The organism is Mesorhizobium sp. AR07 (genome assembly GCF_024746815.1).
GTDB lineage: Bacteria > Pseudomonadota > Alphaproteobacteria > Rhizobiales > Rhizobiaceae > Mesorhizobium.
This window is the reverse complement of the sequence record NZ_CP080525.1, coordinates 1461274-1479082: the sequence shown is the minus strand read 5'-3', so window position 1 is coordinate 1479082 and position 17809 is coordinate 1461274. Positions and strand designations below refer to the sequence as shown.

15 protein-coding genes, 1 pseudogene and 1 riboswitch are annotated in these 17809 nt (G+C 63.7%); of the genes and pseudogenes, 8 read left to right on the top strand and 8 right to left on the bottom strand.

Annotated elements, in window-relative coordinates; genetic code table 11:
• Positions 1 to 150: 150 nt before the first annotated feature.
• Positions 151 to 2589 carry a GcvT family protein gene (locus BPNPMPFG_RS07625; protein ID WP_258594444.1) on the top strand — a complete coding sequence of 813 codons (2439 nt, stop codon included), beginning with the start codon at positions 151 to 153 and terminating at the stop codon, positions 2587 to 2589.
• A gap of 26 nt (positions 2590 to 2615) precedes the next feature.
• Here BPNPMPFG_RS07625 and sucD read toward each other — a convergent pair whose 3' ends face one another.
• The 5 genes from sucD to BPNPMPFG_RS07600 form a co-directional block, all read right to left on the bottom strand.
• The gene (sucD, locus tag BPNPMPFG_RS07620; protein ID WP_258594443.1) at positions 2616 to 3515 is read right to left on the bottom strand and encodes a succinate--CoA ligase subunit alpha; all 900 of its coding nucleotides are present in this window, start codon (positions 3513 to 3515) and stop codon (positions 2616 to 2618) included.
• Positions 3516 to 3528: 13 nt separating this feature from the next.
• Entirely contained in the window at positions 3529 to 4713 is a 1185-nt protein-coding gene (locus tag BPNPMPFG_RS07615) for a malate--CoA ligase subunit beta (RefSeq protein WP_258594442.1), read from the bottom strand.
• 19 nt (positions 4714 to 4732) lie between these two features.
• Complete coding sequence (locus BPNPMPFG_RS07610; protein ID WP_258594440.1) at positions 4733 to 5713, bottom strand: HpcH/HpaI aldolase/citrate lyase family protein; 981 nt, start codon at positions 5711 to 5713, stop codon at positions 4733 to 4735.
• Positions 5714 to 5725: 12 nt separating this feature from the next.
• Positions 5726 to 6916 (bottom strand): aminotransferase class V-fold PLP-dependent enzyme, encoded by a 1191-nt coding sequence (locus BPNPMPFG_RS07605; RefSeq protein ID WP_258594438.1) that lies wholly within the window; start codon positions 6914 to 6916, stop codon positions 5726 to 5728.
• A 134-nt stretch (positions 6917 to 7050) separates the two neighbouring features.
• Positions 7051 to 7620, bottom strand: a complete 570-nt coding sequence (locus BPNPMPFG_RS07600) for a LuxR C-terminal-related transcriptional regulator (protein WP_413776864.1) — start codon at positions 7618 to 7620, stop codon at positions 7051 to 7053.
• Between the two features lie 498 nt (positions 7621 to 8118).
• Between BPNPMPFG_RS07600 and mgtE the strand changes: the two genes are divergently transcribed.
• The 3 genes from mgtE to BPNPMPFG_RS07585 all read left to right on the top strand — a co-directional run bounded on the left by mgtE (position 8119) and on the right by BPNPMPFG_RS07585 (position 11547).
• Positions 8119 to 9537 carry a magnesium transporter gene (gene mgtE / locus BPNPMPFG_RS07595; protein WP_258594434.1) on the top strand — a complete coding sequence of 473 codons (1419 nt, stop codon included), beginning with the start codon at positions 8119 to 8121 and terminating at the stop codon, positions 9535 to 9537.
• A 150-nt stretch (positions 9538 to 9687) separates the two neighbouring features.
• Entirely contained in the window at positions 9688 to 10074 is a 387-nt protein-coding gene (locus BPNPMPFG_RS07590; protein WP_006203215.1) for a MerR family transcriptional regulator, read from the top strand.
• Between the two features lie 267 nt (positions 10075 to 10341).
• The gene (locus tag BPNPMPFG_RS07585) at positions 10342 to 11547 is read left to right on the top strand and encodes an integrase core domain-containing protein (protein ID WP_258594433.1); all 1206 of its coding nucleotides are present in this window, start codon (positions 10342 to 10344) and stop codon (positions 11545 to 11547) included.
• A gap of 167 nt (positions 11548 to 11714) precedes the next feature.
• Here BPNPMPFG_RS07585 and BPNPMPFG_RS07580 read toward each other — a convergent pair whose 3' ends face one another.
• Together BPNPMPFG_RS07580 and BPNPMPFG_RS07575 are read right to left on the bottom strand one after the other, a co-directional pair.
• On the bottom strand, positions 11715 to 12191 hold the full coding sequence (locus BPNPMPFG_RS07580) for a methyltransferase family protein (protein ID WP_258594432.1): 477 nt from the start codon (positions 12189 to 12191) through the stop codon (positions 11715 to 11717).
• The gene (locus BPNPMPFG_RS07575) at positions 12188 to 13183 is read right to left on the bottom strand and encodes a heparan-alpha-glucosaminide N-acetyltransferase (protein WP_258594431.1); all 996 of its coding nucleotides are present in this window, start codon (positions 13181 to 13183) and stop codon (positions 12188 to 12190) included. The genes BPNPMPFG_RS07580 and BPNPMPFG_RS07575 overlap by 4 nt, the downstream gene beginning before the upstream one ends.
• Positions 13184 to 13553: 370 nt before the next feature.
• Between BPNPMPFG_RS07575 and BPNPMPFG_RS42865 the strand changes: the two are divergent.
• Positions 13554 to 14752: pseudogene (locus BPNPMPFG_RS42865) on the top strand (MFS transporter).
• A gap of 3 nt (positions 14753 to 14755) precedes the next feature.
• Here the strand turns inward: BPNPMPFG_RS42865 and BPNPMPFG_RS07565 are convergent.
• Entirely contained in the window at positions 14756 to 15925 is a 1170-nt protein-coding gene (locus BPNPMPFG_RS07565) for an aromatic ring-hydroxylating oxygenase subunit alpha (RefSeq protein WP_258594427.1), read from the bottom strand.
• 142 nt (positions 15926 to 16067) lie between these two features.
• Positions 16068 to 16265: riboswitch (cobalamin riboswitch) on the top strand.
• Positions 16266 to 16301: 36 nt separating this feature from the next.
• On the opposite strand from BPNPMPFG_RS07565, the gene BPNPMPFG_RS07560 reads away from it, so the two are divergent.
• Genes BPNPMPFG_RS07560 through cobU form a run of 3 tightly spaced genes read left to right on the top strand, consistent with a single transcriptional unit; the run spans position 16302 to position 17808 of the window.
• Positions 16302 to 16481, top strand: a complete 180-nt coding sequence (locus BPNPMPFG_RS07560; protein ID WP_258594425.1) for a CbtB domain-containing protein — start codon at positions 16302 to 16304, stop codon at positions 16479 to 16481.
• A 15-nt stretch (positions 16482 to 16496) separates the two neighbouring features.
• The gene (locus tag BPNPMPFG_RS07555; protein WP_258594423.1) at positions 16497 to 17300 is read left to right on the top strand and encodes a CbtA family protein; all 804 of its coding nucleotides are present in this window, start codon (positions 16497 to 16499) and stop codon (positions 17298 to 17300) included.
• Positions 17293 to 17808 (top strand): bifunctional adenosylcobinamide kinase/adenosylcobinamide-phosphate guanylyltransferase, encoded by a 516-nt coding sequence (cobU, locus tag BPNPMPFG_RS07550; protein WP_258594421.1) that lies wholly within the window; start codon positions 17293 to 17295, stop codon positions 17806 to 17808. The genes BPNPMPFG_RS07555 and cobU overlap by 8 nt, the downstream gene beginning before the upstream one ends.
• The last annotated feature ends 1 nt before the right edge of the window (position 17809 follow it).

Below are 17809 nucleotides of genomic sequence, written 5' to 3'. Positions count from 1 at the left end.
CGCTGACGACGCCGGCTTCTTTCAAGATTTCTGCTTCCCCTGCCTGCCGTAAGCCCGGCAAGGAAAAGGCGCTGGCGCTGCAAAATGCGTGACTGACAGTCTCGCGCTTGCCTATAGTGCTCATCACAATTCCATTCGGGGGCATCGCGTATGTTGACTCACGTTCGTGCCGTGGTCGTTGGTGGCGGCTGTGTCGGTGCCGGCATTCTCTACGGCTTGGCAAAGCGCGGCTGGAGCGATGTCGCCTTGCTCGAGCGAACGCAGCTCACCGCCGGTTCGACATGGCATGCAGCGGGGCTCATACCCTCCTATGCGCGCAGTCTCAGCGTCGGCCGAATGATCGCCAAGTCCATCGAGATCTATGAAGGCCTTGAGGCCGAGACCGGCCAGAAGGTCGGTTGGCACAAATGCGGCCAGCTGCGCATCGCCAACACGCGCGACCGGCTCGATGAGTACCGCAGCTACATGGACGTCGCGGAGGCCCAGGGGGTACGGGCGCGGATCGTATCGCCGGCCGAAGCGCGCGAGATCTGGCCGCTCCTCGACAACAGCGGCATGCTGGGTGCCCTCTATCATCCCGATGACGGCCACATCGCGCCCGCTGATGTGACCCAGGCCATGGCCAAGGGCGCACGCGACCTCGGCGCAAAGATCCAACTCGGCACCGAAGTGACGGGTTTCGAACGGACGCCGGGCGGCGACTGGAAGGTCAGAACCTCTCGTGGCGACATCGTCTGCGAACACGTTATCCTCGCCACCGGCAATTATGCGCGCCAGACCGGCGCCATGCTGGGTCTCGACATTCCCGCAATCCCGATCGTGCATCAGTACTGGATCACCGACGCAGTGCCCGAAGTGGTGGAACGCAAGCGTCTGGGCCTTCCGGAAATGCCGATCCTGAGGGACGAGGGTTACGAGGGTTATCTGCGCGAAGAAGGCGATGGGCTGATGTTCGGCCCCTACGAGCGAACAGAGCAACTCAAGCTGTTTGCCGAGAACGGCGTGCCGGAATGGTTCGGTGCCGACCTGCTCGACGAGGATTTCGATGCCGTTTCCTGGAACTGGGAGCGGGCAACGGAACTGGTGCCCGCGCTCGGGCGTGCCGGCATCAAGCGGAATGTGCGCGGACCTTTCCAGATGACGGCAGACGAGCTGCCGCTGATGGGGCAGGCGTGGGGGCTTCGGAATGTCTGGCTCGCCGAAGGTGTACCGGGTGGCATCCTGTGGGGCGGAGCGATCGGCCACTATCTTTCCGAGCGGATTGCCGAGGGCGGCAACAGCATCGACACGGCAGAACTGGATCCGCGCCGCTTCGGCGAATATGCCAACAAGAGCTGGACTCGTGAGAAGGTGAGGGAGGCCTGGGGCACCCACGCGGCACAGCATTATCCGGGCCAGGACATGCCGGCGGCACGACCGCAGAAAACCGCTCCGTCCTACGACCGCTTGAGCCAGCTCGGCGCGGTGTGGGATGTGCTGAACGGCTGGGAAATGCCGAGCTGGTTCGCGCCCTCGGGTGTCGAGGCCCGCAATTCGTACAGCTGGCGCTGGACCGCCAAGGGCAATTATGTCGGCGAGGAGGTTCGGGCCGTCCGCCAAGCCGTCGGCCTTGTCGAAATGACGCCGATGACGAAGTTCGAGGTCAGCGGCCCTGGCGCCGAGCGCTGGCTCGACGGTATCCTCGCCAATCGGTTGCCGCGCCCCGGCCGCGTCGCGCTCGCCCATCACCTCACGCCGGCCGGCGGCGTGCAGGCCGAGTATGTGGTGGCGCGATTGCTGAGCGACCTGTTCTACCTCGTCTCAACACCGCGCGCCGAGCGTTGGAACTACGACGACCTCAACCGGCTGCTGCCGAAGGACGGCAGCGTGCAACTGCGCAATGTCACCAACGATCACGGCAGCTTCACCGTGGTCGGGCCCAAGGCGCGCGACGTCTTGCAGCCGCTGACCGAGATCGATCTGTCGAACGAGGCTTTCCCCTGGTTCAGCGTGCAGTCGGCGACCGTCGGCCTGGCCAGCGACGTGCGGCTGATGCGCGTCAATTACTCGGGTGAACTCGGCTGGGAGCTTTATCATCCGCTCTGCTATCAGCGGCACTTGCTGGATGCGCTTCTGAAATCAGGCGAGGCGCACGGGCTCAGGCTGGTCGGGTTGCAGGCGCTGGAATCGCTGCGTCTCGACAAGTCCTACCGCGCCATGTACCGCGACATGAACCTCGAACTGTCGGCCTGGGAGAGTGGTCTCGACCGCTTCGTGAGGCTCGACAAGGGAGACTTCATCGGCCGCGCATCCCTGGCTGCGAAGCAAAAGCAGGGTACGGCACGCCGGATCGTCACGCTGTCCATCGATACGGACGGGGCGAGCGCCTTTGCCTATGAGGTCGTCTATCGCGACGGCAAGCTTGTCGGCCGCGTCACGTCTGCAGGCTATTCCTATACGTTCGGCCACGACATAGCACTGGCGCTGCTGCCGCTGGAACTTGGGACCTCCGGCACGGCGCTGGAGGTTTCAATTCTGGGCGAGCGCCGTCCCGCAAAGGTTATCGCCGACTCTCCCTATGATCCGGAAGGCGCGCGCGGCCGTATGTGAGGGATCCCGAGCATAGAGGCCGGAAATCAGGCGGCCTTCTTCATCCGGGCCAGGGTATCGGCCACGACCTCCCCGAAAGACGATGGCGTCGGCACGATGACGACGCCGGCCTCTTTCAGGATTTCGACCTTTTCCTGCGCCGACTCGCCGAAGGCCGAGATGATGGCGCCGGCATGGCCCATGCGCCGGCCCTTTGGTGCGGAAAGCCCGGCGATGTAGGCGATCAGCGGCTTGCGCATGTTGTCGCGCGCCCAGATCGCGGCTTCCGCCTCCTGCGGTCCGCCGATCTCGCCGATCATCACCACGGCGTCGGTTTCGTCGTCCTGTTCGAACAGCTTCAGCATGTCCTTGAAGGAAGAGCCGTTGATCGGATCGCCGCCGATGCCGACGCTGGTCGAGACACCGATGCCAAGCGCCTTCATCTGCGAGGCGGCCTCATAGCCGAGCGTGCCCGAGCGCCCGACGATGCCGACGCGGCCGGGGAGATAGATGCTGCCCGGCATGATACCCATCAGTGCCTGCCCGGGCGTGATCACGCCGGCGCAGTTCGGCCCGATCAGCCGCATGCGGTCCTCGAAACGGTAGCGAAGCATGTAGCGCTTCACCTGCATCATGTCCTGCGAGGGGATGCCGTCGGTGATGCAGACGCATAGCTTTATGCCGGCATCGGCGGCTTCCATGATCGAGTCGGCGGCGAAAGGCGGCGGCACGAAGACGATGCTGGCTTCGGCGCGGGTTTCGCGCACCGCGCCCTTGACGGTGTTGAAGATCGGCAGGCCGAGATGCGTCTGCCCACCCTTGCCTGGTGTCACGCCGCCGACGAGCTTGGTGCCATAACGCTTCATGTCCTCGGCGTGAAAGCTGCCGATCTTGCCGGTAAAACCCTGGACGATGACCCGGGTGCCGCGGTTGAGCAGGATTGCCATGTCTTGAGCTCCCTCAGCTTGCTTTTTTGAGCGTTGCCGAACGCCAGGCGGCGACGGCTTTTTCGGCGGCTTCCGCCAGCGTTTCGGCGACGATCACCGCCTCGCCGGAATCGGCCAGGATGCGGCGCCCTTCCTCGACCTTGGTGCCGGCAAGCCGCACCACCAGCGGCACGTTGACGCCGACTTCGCGGATCGCCTTGATGACGCCTTCCGCGACCCAGTCGCAGCGGTTGATGCCGGCGAAGATGTTGACCAGGATGGTCTCGACATTCTTGTCGCCAAGCACTGCGCGGAACGATTTCGCCACCCGCTCCGGCGAGGCGCCGCCGCCGATGTCCAGGAAGTTCGCCGGCTCGCCGCCGGCGATCTTGATCATGTCCATCGTCGCCATGGCGAGGCCGGCGCCGTTGATGATGCAGCCGATGTTGCCGTCGAGGCCGACATAGGAGAGGCCGCGGTCGCTGGCGAAGGTCTCGCGTGGGTCCTCCTGGCTCTTGTCGCGCAGCTCGGAGATTTCCGGCCGCCGGAACAACGCGTTCTCGTCGAACGACATCTTGGCGTCGAGCGCCACAAGGTTGCCGTCGCGGGTCACCACTAGCGGATTGATCTCCAGCATGGAGGCGTCGTAGTCGCGGAACACCTGGTAGCAGCTGAAGATGGTTTCGGTCGCCTTGCCGATCAGCTTCTGATCCAGGCCGAGCCCAAAAGCGATCTCCCGCGCCTGGAAGCGCTGCATGCCGACTCCCGGATCGACCGTGGTCCGGATGATGGAATCCGGCGCCCTCTCGACGATATCCTCGATCTCCATGCCGCCGGCGGCCGACGCCACGATCATGACGCGCTCCTGTTTCCTGTCGAGAACGAAGCCGACATAGAGCTCCTGCGCGATGTCGACGGCCTCCTCGAGATAGAGCCGCGATATCAGCTTGCCCCGCGGGCCGGTCTGCTGGGTCACAAGCTTGCGGCCGAGCATTGCTTCGGCCGCGTTGGAGATCTCCTCGTCATTGGCGCAGAGCTTGATGCCGCCGGCCTTGCCGCGGGCACCGGAATGAACCTGCGCCTTGACGACCCATTTGCCACCGCCGATTTCACGCGCCCTATAGGTTGCCTGCTCGGGGCTGTAGGCCAGGCCGCCGCGCGGAACATGAATCCCGTGGCGGGCAAGCAGTTCCTTGGCCTGGTATTCGTGAATGTCCATCTTGTCCTCCCAAAAACCTTCAGTGCGTGGCGGCGTGCGGCTGTTGTTGGCTATCAAGTTGGCCGGCGCGTTCGATGGCTTCGTTGACCACCAGCACGTTGCGCGCCATGCGTTCCGACGCCGCGTCGATCATCTTGCCGTCGAGCGCTGCCGCGCCCTTTCCGAGCGCCTCGGCTTCCCTCAGCACTTCCAGGATGCGCCTGGCGCGGACGACTTCCTTTTCCGGCGGCGAGAACACGCTGTTGGCCAGCGCGATCTGCGAGGGGTGGATCGCCCATTTGCCTTCGATGCCAAGTGCCGCCGCGCGCCTTGCCGCCGCGGTGTAGCCCTCAGGGTCCGAGAAATCGCCGAACGGCCCGTCGATGGCGCGCAGGCCGTAGGCCCTGCAGGCAACCGTCATCCGCGACAGAGCGAAATGCCACTGGTCGCCCGGATAGTCGGGATTGAGGCCGCCGATGTTGACGGTGCGCGCCTTGTTGCTGGCGGCATAGTCGGCGACGCCGAAATGCATCGCCTCCAGGCGGCCGGGCGTCGCGGCGATCGCCTCGACATTGGCCATGCCGAGCGCCGTCTCGATGAGGGCTTCTAGGCCGACGCGGGTCTTGTAGCCCCTGGCCATCTCGATCTGGTTGACCATGGCCTCGACCATATAGAGGTCGGCCGGAACGCCGACTTTCGGCACAAGGATGGTGTCCAGCCGGTCGCCGGCCTGTTCCATCACGTCGACCACGTCGCGATACATGTAGTGCGTGTCGAGGCCGTTGATGCGCACCGAAACGGTCTTGCCCTTGGCGCGCCAGTCGATGTCGTTGAGCGCCTGGATGATGTTCTTGCGGGCGCGTTCCTTGTCCGGCGGCGCCACCGCGTCCTCGATGTCGAGGAAGACGAAGTCGGCGGCGCTGTTCGCCGCCTTTTCGATCATCTCCGGGCTGGAGCCGGGAACAGCAAGTTCGCTGCGCTGCAGCCGGAGCTTTTTCAGATGGTTGATCGTGTGGCTCATGGTCGCGTCCTCTCACGCCGCCTCGGCGACAGATACCCCGGCCGAGGCACGGAAGTGCTGGATGGCGGCGCCGACGCCCGAGCCCGGCGCCAGCCGGACGCCGCAATCGAGCAGCGCCATTTCCGCCGCAGACAACGAGGCGAGCACCATCACCTCGTTCAGCCAGCCGAGATGGCCGATGCGGAAGACCTTGCCGAACACCTTGTTGAGACCGCCTCCGAGCGAGGTCCGGTAGGTCTGGTAGGCGCGCTTGACGACGTCGGCGCTGTCGATGCCTTCCGGCACCAGGATGGCGCTGACGGTGTCGGAGTGCCATTTCGGCGCCTTCGCGCAAAGCTTCAGGCCCCAGGCGTCGACCGCCTTGCGCACGCCTTCGGCGAGGCGATGGTGACGAACGAAGATGTTGTCGAGACCTTCCTCGGCGATCAGATCGAGCGAGGCGCGCAGGCCGCGCAGCAACTGCGTCGCCGGCGTGTAGGGGAAATAACCGGCGTCGTTGGCGCGGATCATGTCCTCGAACGAGAAGAAACAGCGCCGGTGGGTCGCGACCCTGGAAGCGACGAGCGCCTTCTTGCTGACGGAGAGGAAGCCGAGGCCGGCGGGCAGCATGAAGCCCTTCTGCGAGCCGCTGACGGCGCAGTCGACACCCCATTCTTCCTGACGAAAGTCGATCGAGCCAATCGACGACACGCCGTCGACGAAGAGAAGGGCAGGATGGTTCGCCGCGTCGAGTATGGCCCGGCAGCCGGCGACATCGCTGGTGACGCCGGTCGCGGTCTCGTTCTGCGTGCAGAAGACCGCCTTGATGCGGTGTGCCTTGTCCGCCTTCAGTCTTTCCGCGTAGAGGTCGAGCGGCACGCCGGTTCCCCACTCGCAGTCGATCACGTCGACCTCGAAGCCGAGGCGCTCGGCCATGTCGACCCACAGATGCGAGAACTGTCCGAAGCGCGACATCAGCACGCGATCGCCGGGGCTGAGCACATTGGTCATGGCCGCCTCCCAGGCGCCGGTGCCGGACGACGGGTAGATGAAGACGCGGCCGGTTTCGTTCTTGAAGACTTTTCTGATGTCCTCGAACAGCGGCAGCGTGAAATCGGGGAATGATCCGGCGCGCATATCCTCCATCGGAAGGTTCATCGCCTGCCGGACCTGCTCCGGAATGTTGGTGGGTCCTGGAATAAAAAGGTGGGTGAACCCAGCCATGCGCGAACTCCTCCGATGCTAGAGATTTGTGGAGGGAGTTTCGTCTGGACGGCGAGGGGCAACAACACCTTGGTGGGTAAGTTCTCGCCGCGCGCGGGTGGGTCGAACCTACCCGCTTGGCCTACCCATTGGGCCTACCCGAAAGGCTGTTTAGGACCGCGCCGCTTCTCGCTCGAATAGAGGGCGACGGCCATCGCCCGATTGCGGACGTCAAGCTTGTCATAGAGATTCTTGAGGTGGTATTTCACCGTATTCTCGGAGATGCCCGTGCGCGTCGCGATCTGAAGGTTGGTCCAGCCGTCGGAAAGCACCGCCAGCAGCTCGCGCTCGCGAACCGTGAGCTGCGCCAAAGGCGTGTCGTTGACCTTGTTGATGTCGATGTAGGGGATGCAGATGCGGCCGTGCGCGACCGCCAGGATCGTCTCGAAGATGATATGCGGATCGTCGAACTGGAAGCAGTAGCCCTGAGCACCAAGCCGCACGCACTGCTTCAAGATGCCGATGTCATGGTCGTTGGAAAACACCGTGATGCGCATATCGAGCTTGCGGCTCTGGACTTCGGCCAGAACATCCGCACCGTCCATGTCGGCGAGCCTCCAACCGATGACAGCGACATCGAACTTGGTCTTCATTGCCAGTTCCAGGAGTTGCTTGCCGCTCGGCACGGCGCTCAGCAATTCGAAACGTCCGTCGCATTCCAGCATTTCGCGCAGCGCCGATATGACAAGCGGATTGCGCTCGGCGACAACGACGCGAACGCGTTGCTGTGCTGATGTGGCTTCGTTCGTTCTCGCCGACCGTGCGCTCAAGGGCTTCCGTTCTGGACCGGTTGCGGATATGGGCGGATCCGGCTGATATCCGGACCCTGCGTCATGACAATCGCTGCAACCGCACAAGGGTGCTCTTTCCCCAGCGACATGCGCTGTCGCGCCACCTGAACCGGTATCCGGTTGGTTTTGACCGGATTGGCGTCGTCAGCCCGGGCCTGGCGATGTCGGCCTCCGGGTGTAGTCGACCTGATGGAGCACGCGCATTTCGTTTGATATTCAGTGTGTTAGAGCGATGGGTTCCCAAATCGAATCGTGCTGCCGCGCTATCTCTGGATTGAGCATCGGGTTTTCCCAAAACCGGTTTCCCCTTTTGGGTCCGATGTTCTAGACCTGAGACGCACCTTTTCCGAATTGCGATGGCGGGAGGCGCTGGTGGAAGGCCAGGACGAACGGACGACCGGCGCCAGGGCCGCTGAGGATGCTCGGGCCGATATCTATGGCGAGGACGGCGTCGTCCTGTCGTCCTTCCTTGCCCAGATCGGCGCGGCGATCGCCGATCGCGACACGCTCACGCTCAAGCATGAAGTCGACCACCTGCACCAGTCGGAGCTCGGCGACCTGCTCGAGGCGCTGCATCCCGAACAGCGCCGCGCGCTGGTCGAACTCTTGGGCGCCGATTTCGACTTCTCCGCGCTGACCGAGGTCGACGAGGCGATCCGCATGGAGATCGTCGACAACCTGCCCAACGCGCAGATCGCCCAGGCGGTGCAGGAGCTCGATTCCGACGACGCGGTCTACATTCTCGAAGACCTTGAAAAGGAAGACCAGGACGAGATCCTGTCGCAGCTGCCGTTCACCGAACGGATCAGGCTGCGCCGCTCGCTCGACTATCCGGAAGAGACGGCCGGCCGCCGCATGCAGACCGAGTTCGTCGCGGTGCCGCCGTTCTGGACGATCGGCCAGACCATCGACTACATGCGCGAGGACAAGAACCTGCCTGAGCGCTTCAGCCAGATCTTCGTCATCGATCCGACCTTCAAGCTGCTCGGCGCCATCGACCTCGACCAGATCCTGCGCACCAGGCGCGCTGTCAAGGTCGGGGAGGTCATGCATGAAACGCGGCACGCCATTCCCGCCACCATGGATCAGGAAGAGGCGGCGCGGGAATTCGAGCAGTACGACCTTTTGTCGGCCGCCGTCGTCGACGAGAATGAGCGGCTGGTCGGCGTGCTGACCATCGACGACGTCGTCGACGTCATCCAGCAGGAGGCCGAGGAAGATCTGATGCGCATGGGCGGCGTTGGTGACGAAGAGCTGTCCGACAGTGTCTTTTCGACCTCGCGCTCGCGCGTTCCATGGCTGTTGATCAATCTGTTGACGGCATTCCTGGCGGCGTCGGTGATCAGCCTGTTCGACCGCACGATCGAGCATATCGTGGCGCTGGCGGTGCTGATGCCGATCGTCGCCGGCATGGGCGGCAATGCCGGCTCGCAGACCATGACCGTCACCGTGCGGGCGCTGGCAACCAAGGATCTCGACATCTACAATGCCGGCCGTATCATTCGCCGCGAGATGGGCGTCGGCTTCATCAACGGCATCGTCTTTGCCATCCTGATCGGCATCGTCGCCGCGATCTGGTTCCACGACAACAATCTTGGCGGCATCATCGCGGCGGCGATGATCATCAACATGTTCGCGGCAGCCTTGGCCGGCATCCTGATCCCGCTGCTGCTCGACCGTTTCAAGGTCGACCCGGCGGTCGCTTCGGCGGTCTTCGTCACCACGGTCACCGACGTCGTCGGCTTCTTCGCCTTTCTCGGTATTGCCACGTGGTGGTTCGGGGTGCCTTGAAGGCGAGCCCTCAATTGACTTTTACGTAAATGCCATGCGAGGCTCGCGCGGGGCGCCATGTCGATTCCGGCGTGGCCTGGGTTTGGTGCGGGACAGAAGGCGACGCCGGATGACTGGCGATCGCCGGGATTCCGGCGTGCGGGAGTGACAATGCGGGAATATTATTCGATCACCGAGCTGACCCGTGAATTCGACGTCTCGACGCGGACGCTGCGCTTCTATGAAGACGAAGGGCTGGTGCAGCCGGTGCGGCGCGGCCGCACGCGGCTGTTTCGCCCGTCCGACCGCCACCTTATCCGGCAGATCATGCGCGGCAAGAGGCTCGGCTTCTCGATCAACGAAATCCGCGAAATCATCCAGATGTACAAGGAGCCGCCCGGCGAGGTCGGTCAACTCAAGCTGATGATCAAGCGCATTGAGGAAAAGCGCGAGGATCTCCGGCAGAAGCGGCGCGATCTCGAAGAGACGCTGGCCGAACTGGACCAGGCAGAGGAATCCTGCGTCGAGCGGCTGGTCGAACTCGGTGTGAATACCTGACGGTCTTCCCGACAGGACAATCGCCTCCAGGCGCTGGCGCCGCCCCTCATCGCCCTGCCGGGCACTTCTCCCCGTATAGTGACGGGGAGAAGTGGGCTGGCCGCAAACCTTGGCGCCATTCTTGCGACGTTGGCGAAATCGGCGATGAGCGACCCTCTCCCCGTCACTATACGGGGAGAGGGTGCCGGTGTCCGAACCGGATAGATAGGTAACAGAATGGACCGATAGCATGGGTGACAGTTTTCTTGTCCGCCGGGAGGACCGGCGATGGTTTGGCGAGAGACTGGCATCATGGACGAACGACTTCGGTTTGTTGCGGATTGTCTGGCAGGCGAGGAGACGATGAGCGCGCTTTGTGCGGCGTACGGCATCTCGCGTAAGAGCGGCTACAAATGGCTTGGTCGCTATCGCGCGTTTGACCCGGAAGGTTTGCACGATCTGCCGCGAGCACCGCTCAATCATGGCCGGGCGACGGCGCTTGACTTGGTGGAGCGGATCGTCGCGGCGAAGGAGACGCACCCGCTGTGGGGGCCTAAGAAGATCGTTGCGCGGCTCAAGCGCACGGCGCCCGAGCTGGTCTGGCCTTCAGCCTCGACGGTGGGCGCGATCCTTGCGCGGCATGGACTTGTCGGCACTCGCAAGCGGCCGCACCTGCGGGCCTGCGGCAATGGTCCGTGGCCGGAGCCAGAGGGGCCGAACGCAGTCTGGACGGGTGATCACAAGGGTTGGTTCCGGACTGTTGACGGGTGGCGTTGCGAGCCCTTGACGGTGATGGATGCGTCGAGCCGCTACTTGCTGGCGCTGGAAGCGACGGGGTCAACAGCAGAGAGCGAGGCCTGGCCGGTGTTCGAGCGGTTGTTTGAGGAGCATGGCCTGCCGGATCGGTTCAGAAGCGACAACGGTTCACCGTTTGCATCGGCCGGCGTCACTGGGCTGACGCCGCTTGCGGTGCGCTTCATCAAGCTCGGGATCATCCTGGAGCGGATCGCGCCTGGCAAGCCGCAGCAGAATGGACGCCACGAGCGCTTTCATCTGACCATGCTGCCATTGGCTGAGACGCCGGAGGCCGACAGAACGGCTCAGGGCCAGGCCTTCGAGGCCTTCCGGCGTAGCTACAATGAGGAGCGTCCGCATGAGGCGCTCGCCATGGACACTCCAGCCCAGCATTACCGCCCGTCACAGCGCGCCATGCCAAAAACAGCACCCGAGCCCGATTATCCGGACGAGGCGGCGGTGCGCCATGTGCGCCACAATGGCGAAATCAGGTGGAATGGCGGCTTCATCTACATCTCAAAGGCGCTGGTCGGCGAAGCGGTCGCCGCCACCGAAACCGAGGGCGGCGAATGGGCACTCTCCTTCCATGCCCATCCGCTCGGCATCATCGACACCAGGCGCATGAAGCTTGTCCGCCGCAGCGCCGCGCCAACCAAACCGCTTGGCGCTGCAACGGACAATACAGGGGGAGAACTGTAACCCATGTATCCGGTTCAAAGTGTTACCCATCTATCGGCTGGACACCGGCAGGCAGGTGAGGGGCGGCGCCGACATCGACAAATTGTTGGTCTCTGCCACAAGTTGGAAACTGTCATTGATCTGAAGCGATTCTCCTGGTCTTCCCTACACTGCTCAGGTAGGGCGCCTCAAATCCAGCGCCGCACTCGTTTCGCGTAGTCCCGGTATTTCTTGCCAAACTTGGCCGTCAGCACCTTTTCCTCGCCCTCGATGGCGACCTTTTGCGTGGCGAACGCAGCGATGAAGGCGAACAGCAGGAACCAGGCTATCCCCGAAACAAAGGCGACGCCGATCAACAGCAGCGTGTTGGCCAGATACATCGGATTGCGGGTGATGCCGAAGGGACCTGTGGTGACGAGGTGATCGGGCACCGCGTTGGGGTTGAGCGTGGTCTTGGCCCGGACCATAGTGCGGATCGCGGTGAACCAGAGTGCCACGACGCCGAACAGCGCCACCCAGCCGGCGGCAAACAGGATATCGCCCAAGAGGTCGCCGATCCAGGGCAGTGGATAGAGCAGGCCGAGCGCCACGCTGATAGCGATGGCGGCGACATAGATCACCGGCGGCCACGGTATGAGCCCCGGCTTCGGCTGGTTTCCGGTCATTTGACCCCCTCTGTCATCTTGTCGTCGGTCTTGGCAGTGCACATGCCGGCGAGATCGGAAATATGCGCCTTCCATTCGGCACTCTGGTCGTTGTTGTAGAGCCGATCAAGCGTGGCCTCGCCCTCCAGCGTATCGAGCATGCAGACACAGTAGCTCGAACAGAATTCGGTGTCGCGCGACTGTTCGCATGACCGCTGGCAGGTTTTCAGGAAATTCACCTGCGGGGTTTCGACCTGCGCCGGCATGACTTGCGAGAACAGCCACACACAGCCGATCAGCAGCGGCTGGTGGATCAGGTAGAAGGCCAGGCTGTGGCGGCCGATGAAGAGCAGCGGGTTGGCCCAGCGTCCGGGCTTGAGGTTCGCCAGCCACGTCAAGACACCTGCGGCCGCGGCAAGTTTTGTGACGCCGATGCCGACAAGCACCGCGCCGAACCACGGAAACAGCGGAACATAGTCGTTGGAGCGCGGGTTGATCGCCGACAGGCCGACCCACCACAGCCACGGATGGTCGAAGGCCTCGAAGCGCAGATAGACGGGTGCTGCGATGACCAGCGCTGCCACCAGCAACGTCAGCAGCGCCGGCAGCCGCAGGAACAGCAGGCCGAGCAGGCTTGCCAGCGCGATCTCGTGCAGGATACCGAAGAAGATGAAGCCGTCCGGCGTGGCGATGCGGGTGACGACCGAGATGGCGATCGCCGCTCCGGCAACCATGGCGAAACGCTTCCAGAAGCCGTTCCAGCGGATCTGCTGGCCATGGGCGAGGTACAGGCTGACGCCGACCAGGAACAGGAAGGTCGAGGCGATGCAGCGCGCGTAGATTTTCCACCAGCCGAAAGCGGTGAGGCCGGGATCGGTGTAGCCGAAGAATTCCAGGTCCCAGGTGAAATGGTAGCTCGCCATGGCGATGAGCGCGATGCCGCGCACGATGTCGATGGCGACGATGCGTTTCGATTGATCCTGAACGGGTGCGGTCGGCGTTTGGATGCTCATGGTCTCGCGATCTGATTTTAGCCCGCAAGACGACTATCACGGTTGCCCCGGACAAAAGAAGACCGGCAGCTTCGGTATGCAAAAGCTGGATCAGGCGCTGCTTTAAGGTGTGTCGATATTCAGATGATGCCGGCCTGCAAACGGCGGCTTTCTGCGCTTCCGGTGCTCACGGACTTGACTATCCGCTCCGCTCCGATTCTCGAAAGCCACCGTTTTCGGCTCGGCCCAACCTGAATCTCAACACACCTTAGGCCAGTGCCGGAAAGCCTTTGGCCGACTTCGCTTTTTGCCGGGTAGGCGTCGGTTTCCTCTTATTGGCGCAGGCATCACCACGGCAGATTTGATCCTGTGATTCTGCTTTGGGGAAGCAATGTCCACCCATGTGCGCCATCCGATCTGGTTACCGGCCCTGCGACCGGCGGACGCGCGCACCTTCGCCTCGCTCTATGCCGTCGAATCCTTCGCCCGCGCCACGGTGTCGAGCGTCATCCCGATCCAGGCCTACGAGATCCTGCACAACGAGCAGATCGTCTCGATCCTCTACACCATCGTGGCGATGCTCGGCCTGTCGGTGACGCTGTTCATGCCGATGCTGATCCGCCGTTTTGCCCGGCGCTGGGTCTACACAGCCGGCGCCTGCCTGCTGGCCATCGGCTCGCTGTTCTTCGTCACCCACACGCTTGCCGGCCAGCTGGCAGGCATGCTGTGCCGCGTCATGGGTGCCAGCGCGCTGTCGATCACGCTCAACCTCTACATCATGGACCACATCCGCAAGACCGACTTCATGCAGCCGAATCGCTGCGCATGGCATGGTCGATGTTCGCCTGGACCGGCGGGCCGACGCTCGGCATCTTCCTCTACACGCGCTTCGGCATCTATGCCGCGCACGGCGCGGTGGCCGCGTTCGCGTTTGCCCTGCTGGCGCTGTTCTGGATCTACCGGCTGGGCGACAACCAGTCGATCCGCCCGGGCAAGTCGCGGCCGGCCAATCCGCTCGCCAATATCGGCCGCTTCATCGCCCAGCCGAGGCTCAGGCTGGCCTGGCTGATCGCTTTCGGCCGCTCCTGCTTCTGGACGACGTTCTTCGTCTACGGGCCGCTGTTCATGGTGATCACCGGCGAGGGCAAGCTGGCCGGAGGCCTTTTGGTTTCGGCCGGCAACGCGCTGCTGTTCATGGCCATCTTCTGGGGCAAGGCGGGAAAGCGCTTTGGTGGCCGCCGGACCATGACATTTGCCTATTTCGCCATGTCGGCCACCCTCTTTGCGGCGGGTTTCGTCGGCGAAAGCGTACCGTTGCTCACCGGCGCCTTCCTGCTTTGCGGCGCCTTCTTCACCATCGCCCTGGATGCGCTGGGTTCGACCGCCTTCATGCGCTCGGTGCGATCCTATGAAAGATCGCAGATGGCGGCGGTCTACCGCACCTATCTCGATTTTTCGGAACTGACGCCGCCGCTGGTCTACTCCGTGGTGCTGGCCTTCTTCGGCCTGGGCTCGGTGTTCGTCACGCTCGGCCTGCTGGCGGCGGTCTGCGGTTTCGTGACCTGGCGCTACCTGCCGAAATCGCTGTGAGGATCAGGGCGACAGCGCAGCATGGCGATCGCGCACCCAGTTGTGGAAGCGGTGCAGGTCGTATTCCTCGGGCATCAGCACGCCGGCCGTGTGGCGCATCGAGCGCAGGCCTTTCTGGTTGACCTCGCAGATCGTCGCATCCTCCTCCAGCACCTGTTTGCCGAAGGCGACGATGTTGTCGATATCGGTTGCATCAAGCGCCTCGGGTGCAAACAGCCATTCGGCGACAAGCTCGGTCTGCTCGGGCCCGAGCGGCACCAGCCGCACCGTTCTGACATAGTCGACATGGCCGACGATGAACATCGACGGCAGGTTGGTGGCATAGGTCTGGCCTGCGGCGCGCTCGGCTGATGTGAGGCCGGCAAAGACCGGCCCATGCGCCTGGCCGTCGCGCGACCATGTCTGCGCGCCGGCGCGCAGGCCGCCGGAAAATTCCGGCGCGTCATTGTCGGCGTGGCGGGACCATTCGGGATCGTCATGGCGGCCCATCAGGCCGCGGCCATAGATCGGCACCAACCGCGACAGATCCTTGTGGACGCCCGGGCAATGCAGGCATTCGTTGAAGTTTTCCCAAAAGATCTTCCAGTTGCAGTTCATCACCTTGCGCAGCACATGGCCGCTCACCAGCGTCTCCAGCGGCCAGTTGCCGAGATCGCCGGAGGCGGGATCGAAGGATGCCTGCGCCGAACCCGCCGCATCCTCCTGCAGGTTGACGAAGACAAAACCGCGCCAGACCGACAGCGCCACCCGATAAAGCGGGTGATCGGCCTTGTCGAAACCATCCGGCAGCGATCTCGACGGCACGCGCACGAGATCGCCGCGCAGCGAATAGGACCAGGCGTGATAGGGGCAGGTGATCAGCCGCGCCTTCAGCCGGCCCTCGCTCTCCTGGCAAAGCTGCGAACCGCGATGCCGGCAGGTGTTGTGAAAGGCGCGCAGTTCGCCGGTCTCGTCACGCAGCACGACGATGTCCTGCGTGCCGACGCGGAAAGTGCGGAAGCAAAGCGGCTGGGCGAGGTCTGTCTCGCGGCAGACGAGCAGCCAGTCTTTGTACCAGATCGCATCGAGATCGCGCTGATAGTTGTCCGCATCCCAATAGGCCGATGACGGCAGGGTCGGTTCGGCTCGGGTCAGGCCGTTGTAGGGGTAGCGCTCGCTGGCAATGGGCTGCATGGCTGGCTTCCTGTGAAGATGCCAGCCGACACCTGGCCACGGGAATTGTCAATTGCGGGACTCTCGGGAGGCGCCTGGTGGCACGACGCATTCGCGATGGTTGCCGGCGGAATTTGGTTTGCCGGGCGCGACGATTCTGCCTATAGTCTGGACTGTCGTCGGTTCCGTTTTGGAGCCAAGAGGGAATGCGGTGCGGGCTGACTTGTTGCCCAATGCCGTGGCTGCCCCCGCAACTGTATGCGGTAGTCCTCTCCATATGCCACTGAAGGTTTTTCTTCGGGAAGGTGGGGAAGGGCGCTGATCCGCGAGCCAGGAGACCTGCCGTCGACAGGAAACTGACTTCGATGCCCTCGGGTGGAGGGCGAAAGGACAAGACATGACTACCGCTTCCGTCTCCCTCGGCACCTCCGTCTCCTCGCAGTCGCGCTTCATGCAGCTTGCGCTCCTGGCGCTGCTCGGCATCTTCGTTGTCGGCTTTGTCGGCTTCTCGCATATCGATGCGGTCCACAATGCGGCTCACGACTATCGCCATTCGATGGCGTTTCCCTGCCACTGACGAGGATTTGACATCATGAACCTGTTTCGCAACGCCGTGTTCATCGCGGCGATCGCTGGGCTCGTGGCCGGCGTCGTTCTCGCCTGCATGCAGGCCTATGCCACCGTGCCGCTGATCCTCAAGGCGGAAGTCTACGAACAGGCCGGCGGCGGCCATCACCATGACCATGCCGCTCCTGCCGCTACGGATACCAATGCCATGAGCACGGCCGCTCCGGCAGGGAACGCCATGAGTTCCGCCGCCCCGGCGCCGGCGGAAGCCGCCGCTCCGGCAGCGGAAGACGAAGGCTGGGCTCCGGCCGACGGTTTCGAGCGTTTCGCCTTCAGCGTGGTTGCCAATATCGTCACCGGCATTGGTTTCGCGCTGATCCTGGTCGCGGTTTCCGAATTTGCCGGCGGCATCGGCAATTGGCGCCAGGGCGTGTTCTGGGGGCTGGCCGGCTTTGCCGTGTTCACGCTGGCGCCTGGCCTCGGCCTGCCGCCGGAACTGCCTGCCATGCCGGCGGCCGATCTCATGCAGCGCCAGATCTGGTGGACGGCAACGGTGGTGGCGACCGCGGCGGGTCTCGGCCTGATCGCCTTCCGCAAGTCGCTGCCGCTGGCGATCCTTGCCGTCCTGCTGATCATCGCCCCGCATATTGTCGGCGCACCGCAGCCAGACAGCTTCGAGACGCCGATCCCGGAAGGCCTGCATCATCAGTTCGTGGTGGCGGTGACGGTGACCAACCTGGTGTTCTGGCTGGTGCTCGGTGCGGTCGTCGGCGTGGCGCGCGGACGCTTCACCGGCACAGCGACCAGCCTGCGCGACAGCTTTGCCTGACAGCAAGGCACTGACCTTCATCATCGGCGGTGCGCGCTCCGGCAAGAGCGCGCACGCCGAAACCCTGGCGACGACCTTGCCGCCGCCATGGACCTATGTCGCCACGGGGCAAGCCTATGATGACGAGATGCGCGAGCGTATCGCACTGCACCGCTCGCGGCGCGGCGAAGGCTGGACGACCATCGACGCGCCGCTCGATCTCGCTGGCGCGCTCGAGGCCTTGCCGGACAACCAGCCGGTGCTTGTCGACTGCCTGACACTGTGGTTGACCAATCATATGCTGGCCGACCACGACCTCGATCTGGAATGCCGGCGGCTGGCGGATGTGCTGTCGTGGCCGCACGGGCCCTGGTTCGTGGTGTCCAACGAAGTCGGGCAAGGCATCGTGCCGGACAATGCATTGGCGCGCCGGTTTCGCGATGCCGCCGGCCGGCTCAACCAGCAAGTGGCCGCCGTCGCCGATACGGTGCTGCTGATGGTGGCGGGGCTGCCGCTGAAGGTGAAATGAG